This is a genomic window from Pseudomonas putida, assembly GCF_030159595.1.
Classification (GTDB): Bacteria; Pseudomonadota; Gammaproteobacteria; order Pseudomonadales; family Pseudomonadaceae; genus Aquipseudomonas; species Aquipseudomonas putida_AC.
Map to the genome: position 1 here is coordinate 516,907 of NZ_BSKJ01000003.1, position 21,479 is coordinate 538,385.

General features: G+C 61.7%; 15 protein-coding genes. 3 read left to right on the forward strand and 12 right to left on the reverse strand.

The genetic code is table 11. From position 1 onward, the window contains the following. Positions 1 to 2: 2 nt before the first annotated feature. Genes QQL85_RS09830 through QQL85_RS09845 form a run of 4 tightly spaced genes read right to left on the reverse strand, consistent with a single transcriptional unit; the run spans position 3 to position 5,110 of the window. On the reverse strand, positions 3 to 1,031 hold the full coding sequence (locus tag QQL85_RS09830) for an XdhC family protein (protein WP_284355577.1): 1,029 nt from the start codon (positions 1,029 to 1,031) through the stop codon (positions 3 to 5). Between the two features lie 12 nt (positions 1,032 to 1,043). Further along, the gene (locus tag QQL85_RS09835) at positions 1,044 to 2,387 is read right to left on the reverse strand and encodes a c-type cytochrome (protein ID WP_284355576.1); all 1,344 of its coding nucleotides are present in this window, start codon (positions 2,385 to 2,387) and stop codon (positions 1,044 to 1,046) included. 18 nt (positions 2,388 to 2,405) lie between these two features. Beyond that, positions 2,406 to 4,655 carry a xanthine dehydrogenase family protein molybdopterin-binding subunit gene (locus tag QQL85_RS09840; protein ID WP_284355575.1) on the reverse strand — a complete coding sequence of 750 codons (2,250 nt, stop codon included), beginning with the start codon at positions 4,653 to 4,655 and terminating at the stop codon, positions 2,406 to 2,408. Beyond that, positions 4,655 to 5,110, reverse strand: coding sequence for a (2Fe-2S)-binding protein (locus QQL85_RS09845; protein ID WP_284355574.1), 456 nt, complete (start codon positions 5,108 to 5,110; stop codon positions 4,655 to 4,657). The genes QQL85_RS09840 and QQL85_RS09845 overlap by 1 nt, the downstream gene beginning before the upstream one ends. A gap of 245 nt (positions 5,111 to 5,355) precedes the next feature. Here QQL85_RS09845 and QQL85_RS09850 point away from each other — a divergent pair, with 245 nt between their 5' ends. Both QQL85_RS09850 and QQL85_RS09855 read left to right on the forward strand, forming a co-directional pair. Continuing rightward, positions 5,356 to 7,542, forward strand: a complete 2,187-nt coding sequence (locus QQL85_RS09850; RefSeq protein ID WP_284355573.1) for an OsmC domain/YcaO domain-containing protein — start codon at positions 5,356 to 5,358, stop codon at positions 7,540 to 7,542. 291 nt (positions 7,543 to 7,833) lie between these two features. After that, positions 7,834 to 8,649, forward strand: coding sequence for a class I SAM-dependent methyltransferase (locus QQL85_RS09855; protein WP_284355572.1), 816 nt, complete (start codon positions 7,834 to 7,836; stop codon positions 8,647 to 8,649). On the opposite strand, the gene QQL85_RS09860 is transcribed toward QQL85_RS09855, so the two are convergent. The 4 genes from QQL85_RS09860 to QQL85_RS09875 form a co-directional block, all read right to left on the reverse strand. Further along, positions 8,633 to 9,514, reverse strand: coding sequence for a DUF6708 domain-containing protein (locus tag QQL85_RS09860; protein WP_284355571.1), 882 nt, complete (start codon positions 9,512 to 9,514; stop codon positions 8,633 to 8,635). The two genes, QQL85_RS09855 and QQL85_RS09860, sit on opposite strands and share 17 nt — an antisense overlap. 4 nt (positions 9,515 to 9,518) lie before the next feature. Continuing rightward, entirely contained in the window at positions 9,519 to 12,509 is a 2,991-nt protein-coding gene (locus QQL85_RS09865; RefSeq protein WP_284368766.1) for a T6SS effector BTH_I2691 family protein, read from the reverse strand. Between the two features lie 295 nt (positions 12,510 to 12,804). Beyond that, on the reverse strand, positions 12,805 to 13,104 hold the full coding sequence (locus QQL85_RS09870; protein ID WP_284355569.1) for a hypothetical protein: 300 nt from the start codon (positions 13,102 to 13,104) through the stop codon (positions 12,805 to 12,807). 202 nt (positions 13,105 to 13,306) lie between these two features. Continuing rightward, positions 13,307 to 15,439, reverse strand: a complete 2,133-nt coding sequence (locus QQL85_RS09875) for a TonB-dependent receptor (protein WP_284355568.1) — start codon at positions 15,437 to 15,439, stop codon at positions 13,307 to 13,309. A 225-nt stretch (positions 15,440 to 15,664) separates the two neighbouring features. On the opposite strand from QQL85_RS09875, the gene QQL85_RS09880 reads away from it, so the two are divergent. After that, a complete protein-coding gene (locus QQL85_RS09880) occupies positions 15,665 to 16,246 on the forward strand; it encodes a hypothetical protein (RefSeq protein WP_284355567.1) in 582 nt (193 codons plus the stop codon). A gap of 2 nt (positions 16,247 to 16,248) precedes the next feature. Here the strand turns inward: QQL85_RS09880 and QQL85_RS09885 are convergent, their stop codons facing one another. The 4 genes from QQL85_RS09885 to QQL85_RS09900 are packed head-to-tail and all read right to left on the reverse strand — an operon-like array spanning position 16,249 to position 21,468. Beyond that, a complete protein-coding gene (locus QQL85_RS09885; RefSeq protein ID WP_284355566.1) occupies positions 16,249 to 17,598 on the reverse strand; it encodes a cation:proton antiporter in 1,350 nt (449 codons plus the stop codon). Positions 17,599 to 17,621: 23 nt separating this feature from the next. Next, positions 17,622 to 19,109, reverse strand: coding sequence for an amidase (locus QQL85_RS09890; RefSeq protein WP_284355565.1), 1,488 nt, complete (start codon positions 19,107 to 19,109; stop codon positions 17,622 to 17,624). Beyond that, positions 19,109 to 20,773 (reverse strand): NAD(P)/FAD-dependent oxidoreductase, encoded by a 1,665-nt coding sequence (locus tag QQL85_RS09895; RefSeq protein WP_284355564.1) that lies wholly within the window; start codon positions 20,771 to 20,773, stop codon positions 19,109 to 19,111. Before QQL85_RS09895 ends, QQL85_RS09890 begins: the two co-directional genes overlap by 1 nt. A 56-nt stretch (positions 20,774 to 20,829) precedes the next feature. After that, the gene (locus tag QQL85_RS09900; RefSeq protein ID WP_284355563.1) at positions 20,830 to 21,468 is read right to left on the reverse strand and encodes a peroxiredoxin-like family protein; all 639 of its coding nucleotides are present in this window, start codon (positions 21,466 to 21,468) and stop codon (positions 20,830 to 20,832) included. Between the last annotated feature and the right edge of the window lie 11 nt (positions 21,469 to 21,479).

A 21,479-nucleotide genomic window follows, 5' to 3' on the forward strand; every position in this document is an offset into this window, starting at 1 on the left:
ACCTACACAGACCGTGATAGCTGCATGGCCTCCCGGGCGCGCTTGGCCCGAGTCACGTTGACCGTGCCGGGCAGGGTGACGTCGTTCTTCGCTGCGAGGATCTCGGCCATGACGCTGACGGCGATCTCGGCTGGTGTCTTGCTGCCGATGTAGATGCCAATCGGGCCGTGCAAGCGTTGCAGCGAAGCTTCGCTTTCGCCAAAGTGCTCGATCAGGCGCTCGCGGCGTAGCTGGCTGTTGCGCCGCGAGCCGATGGCGCCAATGTAGAACGCTGGGCTGCGCAAGGCCTCGAGCAGGGCCAGGTCGTCGAGTTTAGGGTCGTGGCTGACCGCGACGATGGCGCTGCGCAGGTCCGGGATGAAGGCGCGAACGACATCGTCGGGCATGCCGCCCAGCATGTTGACGCCGGGTACGCTCCAGCCTGCCGTGTATTCCGGACGCGGGTCGCATAACGAAACGCTGAACCCATTGAACAGGGCCATGGTGGCCAGGTACTCGGCCAGTGCGCCACCACCGATCAGCAGCAAGCGGTAGCCGGGGCCGAGGGTGCTGAGCATGCGCTGACCATCGAAGCTGAACAGGTCAGGCGTGCTGGTGGGGGTGAGGTTGACTTCACCGCTGCGCAGTTCCAGCTCGCGGCGGACCAGGCTGCCACTGTCAAGGCACGGCAGCAGTTGTTCGAGGTGCCGCAGCGGTGGGGCGAATTCCAGGACCAGTTCCAGGGTGCCGCCACAGGGCAGGCCGAAACGGTGTGCTTCATCGGCGCTGACACCATAACGCGCTACCTGAGGCAGGCTGTCGGGCATGCCGGGGCCGCCGTATGCGGTGGTATAACGGTGAATGAGGTCGTCCTCGATGCAGCCACCAGAGACACTGCCGACCACCCGACCATCATTGCGCAAGGCCATCATCGAGCCGACCGGGCGAGGAGAGGAGCCCCAGGTGCGGGCGACCGTGGCCAGCAGGACGCGGTGGCCGGCGGCGAGCCAGTCTCGGGTGGTGCGCAGCACCAGCAGGTCGATGCTTTCCATAGAGGCTCCAGTTCAGCGCATATGCAAAATGATCGGGCTACTGCTGGCCGGGTCGGTGTGCCCACGCAACTTGCCCACCGCCTGCGCATTCACGGCCCCGCCCCGGTTACCCCAGGCCGTGCGCACGAAGCTCAGCACATCGGCCATTTCCTGGTCACTCAACTGCTCGCGAAAGGCCGGCATGCGGTAGGCATCCGGCAGCCCCGCTGTCACTACCCGCTGCGACCCGTTCAAGGTGATGTTTATTGCCGAAGCGTCTTCTTTCGCCAACGCTGAGGTTGCCCCCGCCAAAGGCGGCATCCATTGGTCCTGGCCCTTGCCCTCCAGCCCGTGGCACGAGGCGCAGCGGGTCACATAGATATGTGCGCCCGGGCTGTCGAGCTGTGTTGCTGCCGACTCGGCCTGGTACTGCCACGGTGCCCCGTCGCGCTGGGGGTCGCCGGGAAGCGACTTCAGGTAGCGGGCGATGGCCGCCAGGTCATCGTCGCTCATGAACTGCGTGGAGTTGTTGAACGCCTCGGTCATCGATCCGAACACCACGGCATGCCGGTTGCGCCCGGTCTTGAGAAACTGCGCGATCTCGGCCTCGCTCCAGCGCCCCAGCCCGGTATTGTGGTCGGCTCGCAGGCTGGGCGCGTACCAGCCATCGAGCAAGGCGCCGGCCAGGAATGACTTGCCGTTGTCATCCAGCGCCTTCTCGTTGAAGGCCAGCCCACGCGGCGTGTGGCAACTGCCACAGTGACCGGGGCCCTGAACGATATAGGCGCCCCGGTTCCACAGCGCATCCTGCCCGGTCCTGTCGGCGTAAGGCGTGGTGGCGGCGAACAGGCCATTCCACACGGCAATGGGCCAGCGCAGGTTCAGCGGCCACGGAATGTCGCTGGCCAGGTTGGCCTGCCGAGCCGGTTGCACGCCGTGCATGAAGAATGCGTACAGCGCCTTTACATCGTCGTCGCTGAGCTTGGCGTAGGACGGGTAGGGCATGGCCGGGTACAGCCGTCGGCCACCCGGCGCGACGCCCTGGCGTACGGCACGGTCTAAGTCGGCCAGGCTGTAACTGCCGATGCCGTTGTCGCGATCAGGGGTGATGTTGGTCGCGTGGATGGCCCCCAGCGGGGTGGCCATTTCCAGCCCGCCGGCGAATGGTTTGCCGTCCGACAGGCTGTGGCATGCCACGCAGTCGCTGAGCCGGGCCACATACTCGCCACGGCTGACCAGCGCCGGGTCGGCGGCACTGGCCTGTGCATCGATGAACGGCGAGGCAGGCTCGCGGGTGACATACCAGGCCAGCAGGCCTGCCGCGACCAGGCACGGCAGCGCCAGCCAGCCAGCGGTTCTCGCGAAACGATGGGTCATGGGGCGTTCCTTGTGCGGTCAGCTGAAGGTATGGCGGCTCAACGGCAGGCTGCGCACGCGCTGGCCGGTCAGTTGCGCGACGGCGTTGGCCACCGCCGGGGCTACGGCCGGTAACGGAGGCTCGCCAATGCCGCCCATCTTCGCCCCGCTTTCGACAATGCGCACATGCACCCGGGCCATGCGTGAAGGTGGCAGGATCGGGTACAGGTCGTAGTTGCGCGCACGCGGTTTGCCATCCACATATACCGCCTCCTCCACCAGCGTCTGCGACAGGCCCAGTGCGACGGCGCCGTTCACCTGATGCTCGATGATCGCCGGGTTGACGATGCTGCCTGGGTCGATGGCCTGCCAGATGTCGTGCACTTTGACCTGCCCGTTCTCGATCGACACCTCGGCGATGACCGCTGCCTCCGAGCCGAACGGTGAGGCCATGGCCACGCCGCGTGCCCGTTTGCTGCCATCCTCGGCGGTGAACGGGCCGCGCTTCCAGCCACCCGACAGGTCGGCGACTGCGTTCAGCAGGTTGGTCAGGCGCGGGTTGTCGCGCAGCAGGTGCAGGCGCAACTCGAACGGGTCCTTGCCGCCTTTGTCGGCCAGTTCGTCGAGGAACGACTCGTAGAAGAAGTCGTTCAGCGAGTTGCCCACCGAACGCCAGTAGCCGAGCATGGCCGGGCCTTTTACATAGATCTGCGCAATGCGCTTGTTGGCGATGGCGTAGGCCTTGCCCGACAACCCTTCAAGCGCGGTCGGGTCGATCTTTTCACCTTGCTTGCCGGCCAGGGCCTCGGTTGGGCCTTCGGTGGCACTTACCGCTTCGAGGGCGACTGGCATGCCGTCGGCATCCAGCCCGGCGCGGAACTTGACCACGGCGACCGGCCGTAGCACATCGCGCAGGAATTCTTCTTCGCGGCTCCAGATAAGCTTCACCGGCCGGCCAACCGCTTTGGCCAGTGCAATGGCCTGCGGGTAGGGATTGGCCGAGTCATACAGGAAGTGGCGGCCAAAGAAGCCGCCCAGCAACGGCGAGTGCAGGTGTATTTGCGCAGTTTCCAGGCCTGTACGCTTGGCAATGTCGTCCCGGAACATGTCCGGTGCCTGGTTGGGGAGCCACACATCCAGGGTGCCGTCCGGGTTGAAGCGGGCGAGGGCGGACGGCGGCTCAAGCTGGGCATGGTTCAGGTATTGGTTGTGGTAGCTGGCTTCGACCTTGGTCTTGGCATTGCTCAAGGCGCCAGCGGTATCACCTTCATGCTCCTCATCATGTGCCGGGCCTTCGACCGTGGCCAGGTGTTCGCGCCAGCCGTCGCTGGAGAAGTCTGCTGGCATCGCTCGCACCTTGGAGTCGGCAGTCGCCTCTTGCCAGTCCACCTGAATCGCCTCCACCGCACGCTTGGCATGCCACCAGCGCTCGGCCACCACGGCCACGGCGCCCGGCAACTGATGCACCGAATGCACACCCTTCATGGCCTTGACCTGCTCTTCGTTGCGCAGGCTGCTCACGGTCATGCCCAGGCGTGGCGCGTGCTGTACCGCAGCGTGGAGCATGCCGTCGATCTTGATGTCGATGCAGTACTGGGCCTTGCCAGTGGACTTGTCGTAAGCATCCAGCCGGCGCACGGGTTTGCCGATCCAGCGAAACTGGCTGGGGTCGCGCAGCTTGACGCTGGCCGGGTCGGGCACCGGCAGGTCCATGGCGCGCCTCGCCAGTTCACCATAGGGGATGGAACGGTCGGTCGTGGTATGTACTACGTTACCCGGGGTTGTGGAGAGCTCATCGACCGGCACACCCAGCTGCTGGGCGCCGGCCTGCAGCAGCATGGCCCGGGCGAGGGCGCCCAGGCGGCGCATGGTCGGGTAGCTCATGCGCACCGACATGCTGCCGCCAGTGATGCGCATGCCGTTTTCCATCACCACATAGGCTTCACCCGGCGGTGCACTGTCGACTATGAAATGTACGGGGTCGACATCCAGCTCTTCACCTACGATCTGCGCCATCGCGGTGAAAGGGCCTTGCCCGCCCTCCATGAAGGGGCTGAGCAGGCGCACCGTGCCATCCGGGCGAATCTCCAGAAACGCGGGCACCTGGGTGCCGCGTTCCGAGGTTGCCGCAGATGCGGCCTGCACCCGGGCCGAGCCCATGGGCAGGCCGAAACCCAACACCAGGGCACCGACGGCCGTGCCGGCAAGAAAGCGCCGACGCGACAAGTTGACTGTCTCGCCCATTTGCAACTTGAGCAGTTCGGCAGGGGTATCGACTGGCGTGTTCATCAGGCTTTCTCCCCTTGGGCCAGCTCATGCACGGCAGCATGGATGGCGTTGTAGGTGCCGCAGCGGCACAGGTTGACCATGGCCGCGTCGATCTGCGCGTCACTGGGATTGGGGGTGTGCTTGAGCAGCGCCGTGGCCGCCATCACCTGGCCGGACTGGCAGTAGCCGCACTGGGCCACCTGGTGCTCGACCCAAGCCGTGACCACCCGTTTGCCGACAGCATCGGCCTCGATCGCTTCGATGGTCGTCACTTCGCGCCCGACCACACCGGCCACCGGGGTGACACAGGCGCGCACCACGTTGCCGTCCACCAGCACCGAACAGGCGCCGCACTGGGCCAGGCCGCAGCCATACTTGGTGCCGGTCAGTCCCAGGTCATCGCGGATCACCCACAGCAGGGGCGTATCGGCGTCCACCTCGACCTGGTAGGTCTTCTGGTTGATGCGTAGTTCCATGGTTCACCTGCCAATCATCGGTTGCTGTCGCTGTGTTTTTTCTGCGCGGGGAATACGTTGTTCCCCAGAGAAGAAACGCTAGCACAGGGGGATGACCGCCGGTCCGGTGGCGGGGGCAGGTCCAGAGGATCAGGCAAGCAATCCGGTGGAATGCGCAAGCGACGAGGTAAACAGGACTTCCAGGCTGAAAACCCGGATAATGCCGGCCAATTTCGTTTTGCACGCTTAAATCACGGTAAACCCGCATGGAAATCAAGGTCAATTTTCTCGACAATCTCCGTCTTGAAGCCAAGTTCGACGACTTCACGGTGATCGCCGACCAACCGATCCGCTACAAGGGTGATGGTTCGGCCCCAGGCCCGTTCGATTACTTCCTGGCGTCTTCGGCCTTGTGCGCGGCTTACTTCGTCAAGCTGTACTGCCAGACCCGCGACATCCCGACCGAAAACATTCGCTTGTCGCAAAACAACATCGTCGACCCGGAAAACCGCTACAACCAGATCTTCAAGATCCAGGTCGAGCTGCCCGAAGACATTTCCGAGAAGGACCGCCAGGGTATCCTGCGTTCCATCGACCGCTGCACCGTCAAGAAGGTGGTACAGACCGGCCCCGAGTTCGTGATCGAAGTGGTCGACAACCTCGACGCCGACGCCCAGGGCCTGTTGATGCCGGTGTCGGACAGCACCACCTACATCCCCGGCAAGGACCTGCCGCTGGAACAGACCATCGCCAACATGTCGGGCATCCTCGCCGGCTTGGGGATGAAGATCGAGATCGCTTCGTGGCGCAACATCGTGCCCAACGTGTGGTCGCTGCATGTGCGCGATGCGCAATCGCCGATGTGCTTCACCAACGGCAAGGGCTCGACCAAGGAAGCGGCGCTAGCCTCGGCACTGGGCGAGTTCATCGAGCGGCTGAACTGCAACTTCTTCTACAACGACCAGTTCTGGGGCGAAGACCTGGCCAACGCGCCGTTCGTGCACTACCCGAACGAGCAGTGGTTCAAGCCAGGCCCGCGCGACGCACTGCCGGCCGAGATCCTCGACGAGCACTGCCTGGACATCTACAACCCTGACGGTGAGTTGCGTGGTTCGCACCTGTACGACACCAACTCGGGCAACACGGCGCGCGGTATCTGCTCGCTGCCGTTCGTGCGCCAATCGGACGAGCAGGTGGTGTATTTTCCGTCCAACCTGATCGAAAACCTTTTCCTCAGCAACGGCATGAGCGCCGGCAACACCCTGGCCGAGGCGCAGGTGCAGTGCCTGTCGGAGATCTTCGAGCGTGCGGTCAAGCGCGAAATTCTCGAGGGCGAATTGTGCTTGCCGGATGTGCCTCAGGAAGTGCTGGCCAAGTACCCGGCCATCGTTGCCGGCATTCAGGGCCTGGAAGAACAGGGCTTCCCGGTGCTGGTCAAGGATGCTTCGCTGGGTGGCGAATTCCCGGTCATGTGCGTGACCCTGATGAACCCGCGTACCGGCGGCGTGTTCGCCTCGTTCGGCGCCCACCCCAGTCTGGAAGTGGCGTTGGAGCGCAGCCTCACCGAACTGCTGCAGGGCCGCAGCTTCGAAGGCCTGAACGACCTGCCGCAACCGACCTTCGAAAGCCACGCGCTGACCGAGCCGAACAACTTCGTTGAGCACTTCATCGACTCCAGCGGCGTGGTGTCGTGGCGCTTCTTCAGCGCCAAGGCCGACTTCGAGTTCGTCGAGTGGGACTTCTCCGGCCACGGCGAGGACTCCAATAGTCAAGAGGCCGCAACCCTGTTCGGCATCCTTGAAGACCTGGGCAAGGAAGTGTACATGGCGGTGTACGACAACCTGGGCGCCACCGCCTGCCGAATCCTGGTACCGGGCTACTCGGAAATCTACCCGGTCGAGGACCTGATCTGGGACAACACCAACCGCGCCTTGTCGTTCCGCGCCGACATCCTCAACCTGCACAATCTGGAAAGCCGCCCCTTGAAGCTGCTGCTCAAGCGCCTGGACAACTGTGACGTGGATGACTACACCACCATCACTACCCTGATTGGGGTGGAGTTCGACGAGAACACGGTGTGGGGCCAGTTGACCATTCTTGAACTGAAGCTATTGATCTACCTGGCGGTGCAGCGCTTCGAGGAAGCCAAGGAGCTGGTGGAAGCGTTCCTGCAGTTCAACGACAACACCGTCGAGCGGGGCCTGTTCTACCAGGCGCTGAACGTGGTGCTGGAGGTGCAACTGGATGACGAGCTGGAGATGGACGACTACGAAGCCAACTTCCGCCGCATGTTCGGCAGCGCGCGCATGGACGCGGTGTTGGGATCGGTGGACGGCAGCGTGCGCTTCTATGGCCTGACCCCGACCAGCATGAAGCTCGAAGGCCTCGATCGTCACCTGCGCTTGATCGAAAGCTACAAGAAACTGCACGCAGCCCGGGCCAAGTTCGCCTGAGGATGCGTTTGCGGGCTATCAGAAAACTGACTCAATGATTTACTGAGTCTCTGTGGGAGCGGGCTTGCCCCGCGAACACCGGCGAAGCCGGTGCCATGCGCCGCGTGGCGCCATTTGCGGGACAAGCCGGCTCCCACGGTGGCTCGCTTCATATAGCAGTTTGATCCTGGCCCTATCCCCTATTCGCCTTTCCGCTTGGCCTGAGAGGCGCGTAACATTTTTGCTCCCCAAATCCATGGCGCGTTAACCGCCAGAAGGACCTCGGCCGCGCACAACAAGAAGGCGCAGACCATGAGCACCCCTTTGGATACCAATGCCCTCAAAGCCCGTCAGCAGGCTGCATGGGCCAGTGGTGACTACGCGGTAATCGGCACCACCCTGCAGTTGGTTGGCGAGCGCCTCGCCGAAGCCTGTGACCTGCGGTGGGACGAGCAGGTGCTGGATGTTGCCGCCGGCAACGGCAATGCCACATTGGCCGCCGCCCGGCGCGGTTGCCGCGTCACTTCCACCGACTATGTACCCGAACTGCTCAAGCGTGGCGAAGAGCGGGCGCGGGCGGAGCACCTGAATGTGCTGTTCCAGGCTGCCGATGCCGAAGCGTTGCCGTTTGCCGATGGCACCTTCGATGCGGTGCTCTCCACGTTCGGTGTGATGTTTGCCCCTGATCAGGTCCAGGCCGCGCGTGAACTGGGGCGGGTATGCCGACCAGGTGGCCGTATAGGCTTGGCCAACTGGACCCCGCAAGGTTTCGTCGGGCAGATGTTCAAGGCCCTCGGACGGCATGTGCCCCCACCCGCCGGGGCCTTGCCGCCATCGCGGTGGGGTGACGAGGAGCAGTTGCGCGTGATGTTCGATGGGGTGCTGGGCGAACTGAATGTCAGCCGCCAGCAATTCAATTTCCGCTACCGCTCGGCGGCGCATTTCATCGAGGTGTTTCGTACCTGGTACGGGCCGGTGCACAAGGCGTTTGCTTCGTTGGAGGCCGAGGGGGCCAGTGCTTTGGAGCGAGACCTTACCCAGTTGCTGGACGAGAACAACGTAGGTGGTCCTTCATCGTTGGTGGTGCCCAGCGAATACCTTGAGGTGGTGATCATTCGCGGGCGTTAGCGGGCACACCTTCAAACGCCTCGACAGGTGGTGGTGCCGCGCGGACATTGAAGAGCTTGCAGACGAAGTACCAACAGATGGCGACCGTCAGGTTGTAGGGAAACAGTACGGCCCAGAAGGGCAGTTGCCAGTTCTTCTTGCCCTGCATTTCTCCGGGTTCGCCGGTTCGCCAAGGGGCATAGTGGCGCCAGGCTTCAGCCGGGGTCAGGCAGATGGCATGCAGGGGCTTGTGCCACCAGTTGGGTTCGCCGGGTGGGGGGAGTTTGTCGGGGCCGTGGGCCATGAAGTGGCGCAGGTATTCCCAGACTTCGGCGACGTGCCTGACGCCGGGTTCGGTGGGTTCGTTGCTGTCGACCCAGAGGCAGTCTTTTTGGTGGAGGCTGCCGTCTGCTCGGCGCGGGGCGAAGGCGAGGGCGTAGCTGGTGCTGAAGGATGAGCCGCCAAATTCGGTGCGTTTGAATACACCGCCTCCTGTATTGTTCCAATCAAAGACTATGAGTTTATTTATTCTTTTATAATAGATTTTTTGGGTGGTTCTATTGAAGTAGATGTTGGAAAGTTTTCTTATAAAGAAAATCCGATAAGCCAGGAATGGTGTAAAAAGAAGTGGCCCAAATAGTTGTATTGCAATAAATGCATGTGCACCTTCCTGTTCGTAATTGATTGAGTGGCTCGAAAAGCCTGCATAGGATACAATTGCAATAAATAAAATCGTTCCGGTATACATTTTGGCCATGAATACTGAATCCGAAACCCATGGATTCCTCAGCTGTGCCAGTGTGTTAGTTAAGCCAGAGATTTGTCCTTGGATTTTTGGTTTGGTATCGGTTTTTGTGTGTGGGCTAAATAGCCATGTTGTTGTCATGGCATTACCTTTCAATGTAAAAAATTGAGGATGAGTGAGTGTTGCTGGATAAGCCTTGGTTGGGTTGGTAGTCGATTGATAGTGTGGCGCTTTTTGCCCTGGTTCTATCGATTTTGTAATGCAGGATAAGCCCTGCGGAGTTAAAGTGGCAAGTCGGCTCTGTTCGCAATGGTATTGAAGTGTTGCCGAAGTCCTTGGTTTTCAAGGTGCCGTGCCATTGGCTTTGCCCTATAATAAAGTCTTTTAGCAGTACGGTGAATTCTATAGTGGCCATGGCCTCATCTACATGGCTATGGATGATGGTTGCCCAATCCGGTGTTGGCCAGTGAGTACCTGAACTCAATCTTGTAGTCAACCCTTCAAGATTCAGGAATGCTGCTTGTTCAGCCGTTAGTGCAATGGGGGCGTAAACTTGAGCATGCCAAGATTCAAGCTCTTCGTTGACATTGGCAAAGCTTGGGAGAAGCCCTTGGTGATCTAATTTCATCTCGGTGCGGACTTCTCCATCGTTTTCTTTTTTGCCAAAAATACTTCTGCTTGCCCATAGTTCTATCGGGCTATGGAGGCGTTCATGCGCTTTAGAGTGTAGGTAAAGCCCCCCGCCAATCACGATGGCACCGACAAGCACTAGGCTCGCTGCGGCCCAACCCGCAAAGGGAATTAAAAACGTTGGGCCAGCGATGGCGAGGCTAGCCTCAAGCATAAGTGTGGCCCCTGCGGCAGATGTGAATCCAGCAGCAGCAGTGTAAGCACCTGATATGGCGCTGCCGTTTTGTGACTGCCGATACCCTTTTAACAGGTCTGAGGTTAATCCCAGTATAATCGCCGGGTAGCCAGAAGCGCGCGCGAATAAATTGCTGCCTAAGTGCTTTATAATTCCATTGCCAAACGCCAATCCTGGAACCGTGGAGCTTAACTTCATTGTTACGGCTTTCTGCGTTGCCCGTACGCTGACCAATGTCGCCGCTGCTGCACCGATCACCCCAAAAATCGACGAAGCAAAACCCAAGGTGTATTCCGGTGCATTGCTTTGCTGCAGGCTGTTGTAGGCCGTCTTGAGCGATAAGATATTGAACCACAGCATCCCCGCGTTCAGGCCACCGCCAACGCTTGAGGTGAGCAAGCCGAGGAAGTTGGGCTTCACCCGTGTGGTGGTGGTCAGCTCAACCAACACGGTTCGGCTCCCCGAGATACGCAGCTGCTTCATCTCTTCAACCTGCGCCATGCCACTCTTCAGGTACTTTTCCACCTCCTGGCTGAACGGATTGTCCTTGATGGCCTGCTCGGTGATCCGGTAGCGCGCCGCCAACAACCCCAGCGCTTTCTCGGCATTCGCTTCCCGCGCCGCCAACAACACCTGCTGGCGCAGGCCATGGCTGGCGTCCCAGCGGGTCTGTCCGCGCAGGCGTTTGAGCACCACGGTGTTGAGCGACTGGGCGGTGAGGTCGGTGATGTCGGCCATGGCCGGGAAGCGACCGGCCAGCCCTTCGATCACGTTGTCGCTGGCGCCGAACAAGCTGCCGATCGAGTCGGCCTTGTCCTTGAACGGGTTGAACGGCGCCAGGGCGGTGTACAGTGGGCTGTCGTCTCGGTCCAGCCACTGCTCCAGGCGTTTGAAGCGCCGATCCTGATCTTCAGCGCCCGGTGTCGGTTGGCCCATCGGGTGAATCAACAGCGCCAGGGAAATTTCCAGGCCACGGGCCGACACAAGCTCGTCGCGGTCATAGCAAGCCAGGGCGGCGGCCAGGCTGTAGGGGTTGTCGATATGCTGGGGTTCGGCTGTCGCCAGCCAGGCGTCATGGTCGTTGCTGGCGTGCAAGGCCTGGTTGCGCAGGGCGGCCATGCGGCGTCCCAGCTCGTCGCGCTCGGTGAGGAAGCGCCGGTATTTGTCTAGATCGAGGCGCTGCGCCAGGCGCGCGCCGTGGGGGGAGTAGTCCTTGTGGGTGAGGGCCTGGAAATGCGATTCGGCCGGCGACAGGGCGGGGCCCCTGCGTTCTGTGCCAAGCCGGAACTCGGCCAGTTCGGGCGAGGCAGCGTCGGCTGGGTACATACTCTCCAGCGTCTTGTTCAGCAGCATGGCCACCAGGTTGCGATAGTGGAAATCGCGGCTTTGCACGCTCAACTGTTCGGCATCCAGCTGGAAGCACGCCGGCACGCGTTCCTGCTCGGGCGGTTGATCGGGTTTGGTATGTTCCAGCTGCTCGGCGGGCATCAGGTCGCGCAACTGGTGCTGGTAGGCCGACACCGACAGGCTCAGGTCCAGGGCCATCCCTTCAGCGTCGGCGAGCGCGACCACCACCGGCACTTTGGGTTGGGTCCAGGGATAGTGCCGCGCCACGGCGACAAGGTTGCCGATGGGCAAGGTGTCGGTGATCGGGTCGCTGCTCCAGCTCAGCGGCATGCGCCGCTCGGTGGGCTTGAAGTCTTCGACCCAGGTTTGCAGGGCGCTGACCGGCAAGACATGGGGCTGGGTCGAGGGCGCCCGGTTGCCGGCTATCAGTTCGGCCATGTCCAGCTGGCGCATGTGCCGTTTGCGCAGGGCGGGCGAGCCGGTGATGCGGGCGGTCATGGCGTTGGTCCACAGGTGCGGGCTGTAGCCGATCCACACTTCCTGGGCGGTATCGGGGCAGGTGTCGGCCCATACCCAGCCCATGGGGCGGCTGGACAGGTAACGGTCACGCCGGTGGTAGCCATCCAGCCCCTTGTAGAGCAGTTCCTTGTAGAGGCCCGCGCCGACGTACTCATGGATGACCAGCTTCTGGCCCAGAGCACCTTTCATGAACACATAGACATAACCCGGGCGCAGCGCGCGGAGGGTATAGGAGGAGTGCTGCAGCGGGGCGAAGCCTTGCTCCAGGTTGAATCCTGATTCGGCGTAACGGCAGGCGAGGGCGCCAGCGGTGCGCGGCACGATGGCATAGCGAATGGGCAGAATGGGGACGCGTGCGCTGCAGGCCGGGCCGGAGGTGGCGCTGCTGACGGAGGCATCAGTCATGTTAACTCCTTGCTAAGGACTTGCTGTTACAGGTCGTGCAAACGCCCAGTACGCACTACGTTGGCGTCGAGAGGATTGAAGGAAGGAACTTTTTTGATCAATGAAGTGTGGTGAATGAATCTTCAGTTGATCTTGAAGTGCAGGACATTGCCTTGATTAAGGCAGCAGCGTCGAGGCGGGAAGTGTAAGAATATGTTGTCGAATTTTGAGTCTGATAGTTGCTGCGTTTACTGCAGTAAGGCAGCTTGTTTATCTTTGTAGGAAGTTTCCGTTTTTATTTATAGTGCATGAACATTTAGTTCTTGCACTTGGCCATCACCACTTGACATGTTCTTGGCGTGCCTCCTGAACGGGTGGCATAGCGCACGCAGTTGTTCAGCGATTTTTGCCGGGCAATGCTCAGGGTATTCCCCCACGCCAAGCCCCCTTCTCCGGTTGAGGGGACTGCTTTGGCAAAGCAGTTTGAGCCTACGTTGGAAGCTGCGTGGCGCGCCTTGCTGTTTTTGCTGGAGCAGCCAGCAGAGAGTGCCAGGCTGAGGGCGAGCAGGGTGGTCAGTGCCAAGGAGCGATGGGGGCCCTTCGTGATGATGCTCATGTTTACTCCGACTTCATGTGCTGAATACCTTGCAGGATATTTCATTAAAGCGAAGCGGTGAACTGTTGCGTCGGAGTTGCACGCTCATTCGTATGTGCAAACGTCGCGGCGAAGCGGCAAATAAGCGGGGCGCTGCGCGCCCCTTTCGTGACAGAGGGCCCCTCTCATACGGGGCGCGCAAGGCTTGAGAGTGTTCCGATGATCAGAAGCGGTAGTTGAAGCTGGCTTCCAGCGTACGCGGTGCCCCTGGGGTGACCAAGTCTACCGAGCCATGCGCCGAGGCATAGTAATCCCGGTCGAACACGTTCTTCAGGCGCAGCGCCGCATCCCACTGCGGCACGCTGTACAGCAGCGCTGCGTCGAAGGTGGTGTAACCCGGCATCACCACCACGTTGTCGAGCGCGGTGTAGCGTTCGTCAACGTAGTTGGCTCCGGCTGCCACGCGCCACGCTGGGGTCAGGGTGCGCACCAGCCAGACGTTGGCGCTGTTGCGCGGCGTCAGGGTAGGCGTCTGGCCTTCGTTGGCCACGCCGTTGGTCTTGCTGTTGGACTTGGTGATCTCTGCATCCAGGTAGGCATAACCGGCATAGATCTGCCATTTGTCCGTAAGCTGCCCGCTGACGGTGGCCTCGAAGCCATCGGTGCGTTGCTCGCCGGCCAGCACGGTCAGGTTGGGGTTGGCCGGGTCGGCGGTCTTCATGTTGGTGCGTTCCAGGCGGAACACCGCCGCCGTCAGCGACAGGCGGCTGTCGAGCAGGTCCCACTTGGCACCGATTTCGTAGTTGGTGGTTTCTTCCGGCTCCAGGTGCTGGTTGGTCGGGCTGACCGCGAACACCTCGCCCGAAGGTTGGTAGCTGCGGCTGACCGACACATAGTAGGACTGGATGGCGTCTGGCTGGTAGACCAGGCCGGCACGCGGGCTCCAGGTCTTGTCGGTACGGTCGAGGTCGACGTTCTGCACGCGGCCGTCGTCGTACTCCTGGCCAAAAATGTCATAGCGCACGCCGACCAAGGCCTTCCAGTGCTCGTTCAGCTCGATCATGTCCTGCAGGTACAGGCCGGTGGTCTGCTGGAAGTTGGTGCCTTTGGAGGAGAGGTTCGCAGCGTGCTCAGGTACCGGCACCAGCGCGTCGCGGTACACCGGCACCAGGGCCACGTTGTTTTGGCTCAACACGCGCTGGTACTTGTCCTGGAAGCCCACTTCCACGCCGTACAGCAGGTTGTGCTGCATGCCGGCCAGTTGCGCCTGTTGTTTGAGCTCGGTCTGGTTGAATACGCCGTACTCGTCACGGGCTACGTTGCCGCGGTTGAGCTTGACCAGCAGTTCGCCGTTGGGCGCAGTGACGAAGCGTGTCGGGCTGCTGTCAGCCAGGGTGTTGTTGCGGTCCAGATCGTAGCGGTAGTAGCGGCTGGTGTTGGTCAGGGTGAAGTTGTCGTTGATGCGGTAGTCCAGGCTCGCGGTCAACGAGAACACTTCGCTGCGGGCATAGTCCTGATCGGCATCGCCAGAGCCGAAGCGCTTGTCACGGTCCACATCCACAGGGCGATTGCCCAACGCCGGGATGCCGAAGTCGATCAGGCGCTTGTCGTACAGGTAGGTGGCGCCCAGGTTCAGTTCCAGGTCGTCGGACAGGCGGAAGTAGGCCGACGGCGCAATGGCCTTGCGGTCGATGTAGCCATCGTCGCGGAAGGTGTCGCTGTCTTCGAAGGCGCCGGTCACACGGTAAGCCTGGTTGCTCTGCGGGTCGGCCCAGCCGGTGTCGAACTGCGTGCGGCGCTTGCCTTCGCTGTCGAAACTCATGCCGACTTCGCGCTTGGGCGTGAAGCTTGGTTTCTTGCTGATGCTGTTGATCAGTCCGCCGGAAGAGCCGCGTCCATACAGTACGGCGGCGGGGCCCTTGATGACTTCGACACGCTCGATGTTGGACAGGTCGCGGAAGTACAGAGCGTCGTCGCGAACCCCGTCGATGTACATGTCACCAATGGCACTGAAGCCACGAATGGTCACTTGGTCGCGCTGGCCGTCGCCGTTGGAAAGACCGATGCCGGGCACGTTCTTCAGCACGTCTTGCATCGACTGCGCGCCCTGGTCCTTGATCACGCTTTCGGGCACTACGTTGACGGTTTGCGGGATATCGCGCAGCGGTGCGTCGATCTTCATGGCGCTGCGGCTTTCACTGGCCTTGTAACTTTGCTGCTCGTAGGCGCTGGTGACGGCGGTGGCGGGCAGGGCAAGGGAGCCCGGCGCCTCGGTTTGAGCGGCAGCGTGAACAGCAGGCACAACTAGAAGGCCCAGCACGGAAATGGAGGCTGGGACAACAGACATATTTGCCATTACAGGTGACTCATTGTTGTTTGAAGGTCACGAATAGTAATGATTTGTAAATGTAAAGCAAGTGTAAAGAGTTCGCATTTACTTTTGCAAGGCTGGAGGCGGCGAGAATGGGACGAAATACGTCGCAATGGCGCAAGCCCGGCAGGGTCGTGTGCACGGTCTATGCTTGTTGGCGCGTGAACACTTCGCGCCCCTATCCGGTCTTGATCACATGGAAGCAGGCCTATGAACCCGATTTGCTCTCTTGCGCGTGCTGTTGCCCTGGCCACGCTGGTGTCCGCCACCAGCCTCACCGTGCACGCTGCCGATATCCCGATTGCCAGCGAGGCGCTGGAAAGTCACGTCACCACGCAGGTCACCGCCATCGACCTGGCCAACCGCCAGGTCACGGTGAAGGGCCCAGATAACAAGAAGGATGTGACGTTCCAGCTGACGGAAAATGCCAAGGCCCTGCCCAACCTCAAGGAGGGTGACCAGGTTGACATTTTCGTGACCCGTGCTGTCGCCTATGTGCTCAACACGGATGTGGGTGGGGCGCCGAAGGCCAGTGAGGAGTCCGGCACCATTCGCGCCACGGCGCAAAACCCCAACCCGGGCGGTGAGGCCTTCCGCCAGGTCAGGGTCACCTCGCAGATCAAGAAGATCGACCTCGACAAACATGAAGTAAGCCTGCTGCCGCCGGAGGGCAAGCTGCAGGTGGTCAAGGTCGAGAACCCGGACTTGCAGGCGCGCATGAAGAACCTCAAGGTCGGCCAGACCGTCGACGCGATCTACACCGAAGTGCTGCGCGTCGAAACATCACGCTGATTTCAGCCGCTGCCGACCTCGGTTGCCTCCGGGGTCGAACGTGGGCTGCGGGCGTGTGCTGTCAGCAGCCGGATCAAGGGCGAAGCGATGAAGGTACTGATGATGGCCATGATCACCAGCAGGGTGAAGTATTCCTTGGGCAGTACGCCCAGGTCATAACCGACATTCAGTACTACCAGCTCCATCAGCGCCCGGGTATTCATGCACACGCCTATCAGCGCCGCATCACGGCGGCTCTCGCCAAGCAGGCGGCTGGCCGCGTAGGCGCCGAAAAACTTGCTGGCGAACGCCACCAGGCAGATCAGCAGGCAATTCCACAATGCGGTCGTGCCTTCCAGAGCACCCACATCCGTGCGCAGGCCGGTGTAGGCGAAGAATATCGGCAAGAAGAATGCATTGACCACGCCACTGACCTTGGCATTCCACTGCTCAACGAAGCGGCGTTCAGTGTGCAGTGCAACGCCGAGAATGAAACCGCCGATGATCGAGAACACGCCGATCAGGTTGGTCACTGTCGCGCTGGCCAGCAAGATGATCAGCATCAGCGATATGCCTTGGGCCGTTAGCGGTCGGCGCTCCAGGTCGCCAAGGATCCAGCGCATGATCAGTGGTCGCACCAGGCCGATCACCAGCAGAATGAACATGCCCAGCGCCAGTATCCGGGCCAACGAAGCCCAAGGGTTGAACTGTGAGGCGATCAGCGATGTAACGCCGCCGAGGATGAGCCAGCCGCAGACATCGTCTATTGCCGCCGCACCGATGGTGAGGGTGGCAACCCGCGAGCGCGAAAGGCCCAGCTCCATGAAAATGCGCCCCAGGATGGGCAGGGCGGTAATTGACAGTGCTGTGGCGAAGAACAGCTGGAACGCCAGCAGGGGCGGTCTGTCCCCACTGATTTGCTGCCAGAAGTACTCGGCCGTGAGCATGCCGCTGGCAAAGGGTACCAGCAGCCCACCCATGCTGATGATGATGACCGAACGCTTGCGGCCCTTGAGGTGCGCACCAAACTCGAACTCCAGGCCGACCTGGAACATCAGCAGGATAAGGCCAATCTGTGCTGTTACCACGAAGGCAGTGGCCGTTTGCGGCACGAACAGCGCGGCCAGTTGCTCAGGAAAAAAGTAGCCGAGCAGGCTTGGGCCTAGCACCAGTCCGGCGAGGATTTCGCCAGCGACTGGCGTTTGGCCCAGGCGGCGGGTACTGAACCAGGCGATCAGCCGCGAAACGCTGAAGATCACGATGAGTTGCAGCAGAAACATCAGGGTCAGGTGTTCGGCCTGGGAGCCAACGGCTGACTGTACCGGGGCCGTTGGCGCGAGCTGCACGGTACTGGCGTGGAGGGTATTGGGCATGATGGGGTCCCGAGTGTGTGGGGTCAGTAGGGCGGTGCGATCCAGCCACCGAATGCGTGCTCCAGTGAGCGGGCAGCGTTGAGCAGCACATGATCCTGGCCAGGGCCGGCCACCAGCTGCAGGGCAACCGGGCAGCCTTGGTCGAGGCGCCCCATGGGTACCGTCAGGGCCGGCAGGCCCAGTACGTTGAACAACGCGGTGTAGCCGATATCCCCTGGGTAGCGCAGGGCATGGCCATGCTCGGGCGAGGCGCCGGGCAAAGCAGGCAGGGCCAGCACACTGTTGCCATCCAGCCGTTCCGTCAGCGCGTGTAACAGGGCATCGCGCTTGGGTAGCTGCCTTGCAAGGCCGGGGTTGCCCAGGCATTCGCCCAGGCTGTCGAGCACGGTTGCCAGCCAAGGCCCGATGGCATGTCGCGGTTTGCCGAGCAGTGTTTGCCAGGCATGAGCAAAATGCGCCACAGGCTGGCCGTCACCGAGAATGTCGGCCAGGCGTACGCCGGTTTCCTGCTTGAGCACGGCCAACCAGATGGCGAACGCATCGTTCAGTGCGTGGGGTAACCAGCGCTCGATATGGGTGCCTTGGCCCTGATAGTGGTGGGCCACATCCTCCAGCGCCTGAGCCACGGCCGGCGAAATCCGGCTTCCCCAGCCCAGGCGCTCGGGCTGGCACAGGTACAGGCGTTGCAATGCTGAGGACGGCGGGCGGTGTACATAGCTGTCGAGGATATTGCGGTCCAGTTGGTCAGGCCCGGCAATGATCTCCAGCAGCACGGGCAAGTCTTCGGCATGCCGACACAATGGACCGGCGGCAAAGTGCCTGGCGATGGCCATGGCATTCCCTTGCCCCAGGCCGCGCTCGTCCAAGGGGAGATGCCCGGTCAGTGGCACCAACCCGCGTGATGGCTTGAGGCCGAAAATACCGTTGCAGGCAGCCGGGATTCGGACCGAACCACCGCCGTCGGTACCCAGCGCGAATGGCACGCAAGCGCTGGCTACCAGTACGGCATCGCCGCCACTGCTGCCTCCGGCACTCCGGTCGTACCGGTAGGGACTGCGGGTGCGGCCGTAGACCGGGTTATCGGTTTCTGGCCATAGCGCCATCTCGGCCTGGTTACCCAGTGCGACCGGAATGGCGCCCGCATCGATCAGGCGTTGCGCGGCGGTTGCGGTAAACCCGGCAACCTTGTGCTGGCGGCGGTGCGAGCCGCAGGTTTTCGGTGCATCGGCCAGCCCCAGGCCCTCCTTGAAGCTGAAGGGCACGCCATGCAGGCGACCCAGCGAGGCGCCTTGGTCGCGTTGGCGTTCGGCAACTTCGGCGGCCCGCCGCGCCTGGTCGTACAGTGCCACTGCCACAGCGTTGCAGCGCCGTTGCACGGTTTGGCAGCGGCGGATGCTATGTTCGACCAGTGCCACCGGCGATAGCGTGCCATCACGGACCCCAGCTGCCAGGCGCACACCGCTATGAGCCAGCAGCTCGTCGCTGCTGGCTTCGGTCATGGGCAGGGTCATCAGTGACGCGCCAGGTCGAGGAAACCGCCGTCGCTGCCGAACGGCGATTTGAGCAGCTCGGGCGCCTCGCCGTACTTGTAGAACAGTGACGGCATCAGCCGCAGGCTGGTAGCGCGCCCCAGGTCCTGAAGTGTGCCCAGGCTATGCCGCGCCAGCAGTTTCAAATGGCGAGGCGCCAAACTCCAGCGCACCATGCGCATCAGGCGTAAGCGCAGCAGTGCCGAGCGCAGGAAGTAGCTGGCGGCATATCGCGGGCGGGCCTGGTTGTCGGCCTTGTACAGGGCGAAGTTGATGGTGCGCGAATACAGGTTGGGGATCATCTGCGGGCTGATGCCTGGATTGGAGCGGCGTACTTCGCGCAAAAGGCAGGCAAAGGGTAGCGGTGATGGCTGCAGGTCGCGCGTGTAGCGCGGCAACAAATCGGCGAATTGCTGGGCCTGATGGCCGTCGAGGAAGTCGCCGCTGACATACATCGGCAGTACCACATGGAAGTACGCCATGTTGGCGAACAGCAGCGTCCAGCCCATCAGGAACGGGTCGTCCATTACCTCGTACCACTTGCTCCAGGTGTCCTGAAGCGCCAGCTGCGCCTGGATGTGCGATTCCAGGCAATTGACATAGGCAGGCGTCAACGTGCCCTGGATGTCTTTCTCGATCATGGCGGCCACTTGCGGTATCTGCTGGGCCACATAGGCCAGTCCGGCACTGTTGGCCGGGTCGAAGGTGAACGCTGCATCGCCGATCAGGAACCAGCCATCGGTGGAGTAGTACTGGTTGGCCTCGTACATGTAGTTGTACATGGCGTGCTGGTCGATGACTTTGCCCGAGGCCATCAGCTCGGTGATCACCGGGTGGTCAGCCATGACCCTTTCCTTGAAGGCTTCCAGCGTGCCAATCCGTTCGTTGATCATGTCCGGGCGGTAAGTGATGCCGATGCTGATCATGTCGGTGCCGTCTTCGCTGCGCATGGGTATGAGCCAGATCCAGTAGCCCTTGCCGTAGAAGTGATGGGTGACGTAATACGGGTCGAAGCAGTGATGCTTGTCCTTGTGGGTGTTGATGCTGTGCAGGATGTTGCGGTCAAACTGGCGAAGGCGGAACCAGAACGTGCTGCGCTGGTAGGTCGGCTCCTTGTGCAGTTTCAGTTTCTTGGCCATGAAACGGTTGCGGCCTGTGGCGTCCACCACCCAGTCGGCGTCCATTTGCCAGGTTTGCGCTTCGCTGCGCAGGGTCAGGCGGTGACGGGTATGCTCGCCTTCGTGCAGGTCGACCGCCGCCACATCGGCCTCGATCAGTTGCACCTGTTGGTCGGCCACGATGGCACGCAGGTCTTTGTCGAAGCTGAAGCGGTTGAGGTTGTAAGCGGGCATGCGGATCACCCCAGGTGCTTCATGGACCACATAATTACGGCACTCTGGGTTGTTGCGCAGCTTCAGGTAATAGGTCAGGCCGTATTTGTGGTAATGCTTTTCCTCAAGCAGGCTGCCCAGGCCTATGCCTTTGAAAAAATGGGTGGTCAGCTCGACGGTCGACTCACCGACGATCGGCCGCTTGCGGTCCGGGCGGCCAATCAGCGTCACTTCTACGCCTGGCAGGCGCTTGCGCAGGTACAGGGCAGCCAGGTGGCCGGCCACGCCGGCACCCATGATAGCGATACGTTTCATGTCATCAGTCCGTGATGAGGTGGGGCACCGGGAGACCCGGTGCCGGGGAGTAGCACTCAGTGGCTGGCGGCTTCGATCAGTGCCTGGGGTTCGGCGCGCTCGGAATAGTCGACATTGATAAACGCCCGGCGTATGCGGCCGTCCTGGCCGATGACGAACGCACTGGCCATCGGCAAACTGAGGTCATCGCTGGCGTTGAGGGCCTTGAGGTCTGCACCGAGTGAGCGGTACACCGCCTCGAGCTCTGGCTCCAGTTCGAAGACGATGCCGTACTGGCGCGCCAACTGGTTGCCGGGGTCGCTTAACAGTTGATAGCGCACCCCCAAGGCTTCGCGGGTTTTCCAGGTGGCGGCAGGGGTCTGAGCGGAGACAGCCACCAAGGTGGCACCTCTGGCGGCCAGGTCGCCCACCATCTGCTGGTATTCGCCAAGCGCGGCATTGCAGAACGGGCACCACAGGCCGCGATAGAAAACCAGTACCAAGGGGCCGTGCGCCAGGAAGGCATGCAGGTCAACCGCCTTGCCATCGGCATCTTCCAGCACGGCCAGTGGTGCGCGATCGCCGGCTTTCAGCGCATGGGCTTCGGGGTGGCGTGCGATCAGGGCCTGTAGCGACGTGCTGAATTTTTCCAGCACGTCGGCGGGCAGTTGGCCCATCTGCTGTTTGATGGCGTCGAGTTTTTCCTTGAGTGACATGCTTCTCTCCT

Bases quoted from the DNA above. Each gene is read 5' to 3' on its own strand.
- QQL85_RS09830 (WP_284355577.1), bottom strand. From the start codon at position 1,031: ATGGAAAGCATCGACCTGCTGGTGCTGCGCACCACCCGAGACTGGCTC.
- QQL85_RS09835 (WP_284355576.1), bottom strand. From the start codon at position 2,387: ATGACCCATCGTTTCGCGAGAACCGCTGGCTGGCTGGCGCTGCCGTGC.
- QQL85_RS09840 (WP_284355575.1), bottom strand. From the start codon at position 4,655: ATGAACACGCCAGTCGATACCCCTGCCGAACTGCTCAAGTTGCAAATG.
- QQL85_RS09845 (WP_284355574.1), bottom strand. From the start codon at position 5,110: ATGGAACTACGCATCAACCAGAAGACCTACCAGGTCGAGGTGGACGCC.
- QQL85_RS09850 (WP_284355573.1), top strand. From the start codon at position 5,356: ATGGAAATCAAGGTCAATTTTCTCGACAATCTCCGTCTTGAAGCCAAG.
- QQL85_RS09855 (WP_284355572.1), top strand. From the start codon at position 7,834: ATGAGCACCCCTTTGGATACCAATGCCCTCAAAGCCCGTCAGCAGGCT.
- QQL85_RS09860 (WP_284355571.1), bottom strand. From the start codon at position 9,514: ATGACAACAACATGGCTATTTAGCCCACACACAAAAACCGATACCAAA.
- QQL85_RS09865 (WP_284368766.1), bottom strand. From the start codon at position 12,509: ATGACTGATGCCTCCGTCAGCAGCGCCACCTCCGGCCCGGCCTGCAGC.
- QQL85_RS09870 (WP_284355569.1), bottom strand. From the start codon at position 13,104: ATGAGCATCATCACGAAGGGCCCCCATCGCTCCTTGGCACTGACCACC.
- QQL85_RS09875 (WP_284355568.1), bottom strand. From the start codon at position 15,439: ATGGCAAATATGTCTGTTGTCCCAGCCTCCATTTCCGTGCTGGGCCTT.
- QQL85_RS09880 (WP_284355567.1), top strand. From the start codon at position 15,665: ATGAACCCGATTTGCTCTCTTGCGCGTGCTGTTGCCCTGGCCACGCTG.
- QQL85_RS09885 (WP_284355566.1), bottom strand. From the start codon at position 17,598: ATGCCCAATACCCTCCACGCCAGTACCGTGCAGCTCGCGCCAACGGCC.
- QQL85_RS09890 (WP_284355565.1), bottom strand. From the start codon at position 19,109: ATGACCCTGCCCATGACCGAAGCCAGCAGCGACGAGCTGCTGGCTCAT.
- QQL85_RS09895 (WP_284355564.1), bottom strand. From the start codon at position 20,773: ATGAAACGTATCGCTATCATGGGTGCCGGCGTGGCCGGCCACCTGGCT.
- QQL85_RS09900 (WP_284355563.1), bottom strand. From the start codon at position 21,468: ATGTCACTCAAGGAAAAACTCGACGCCATCAAACAGCAGATGGGCCAA.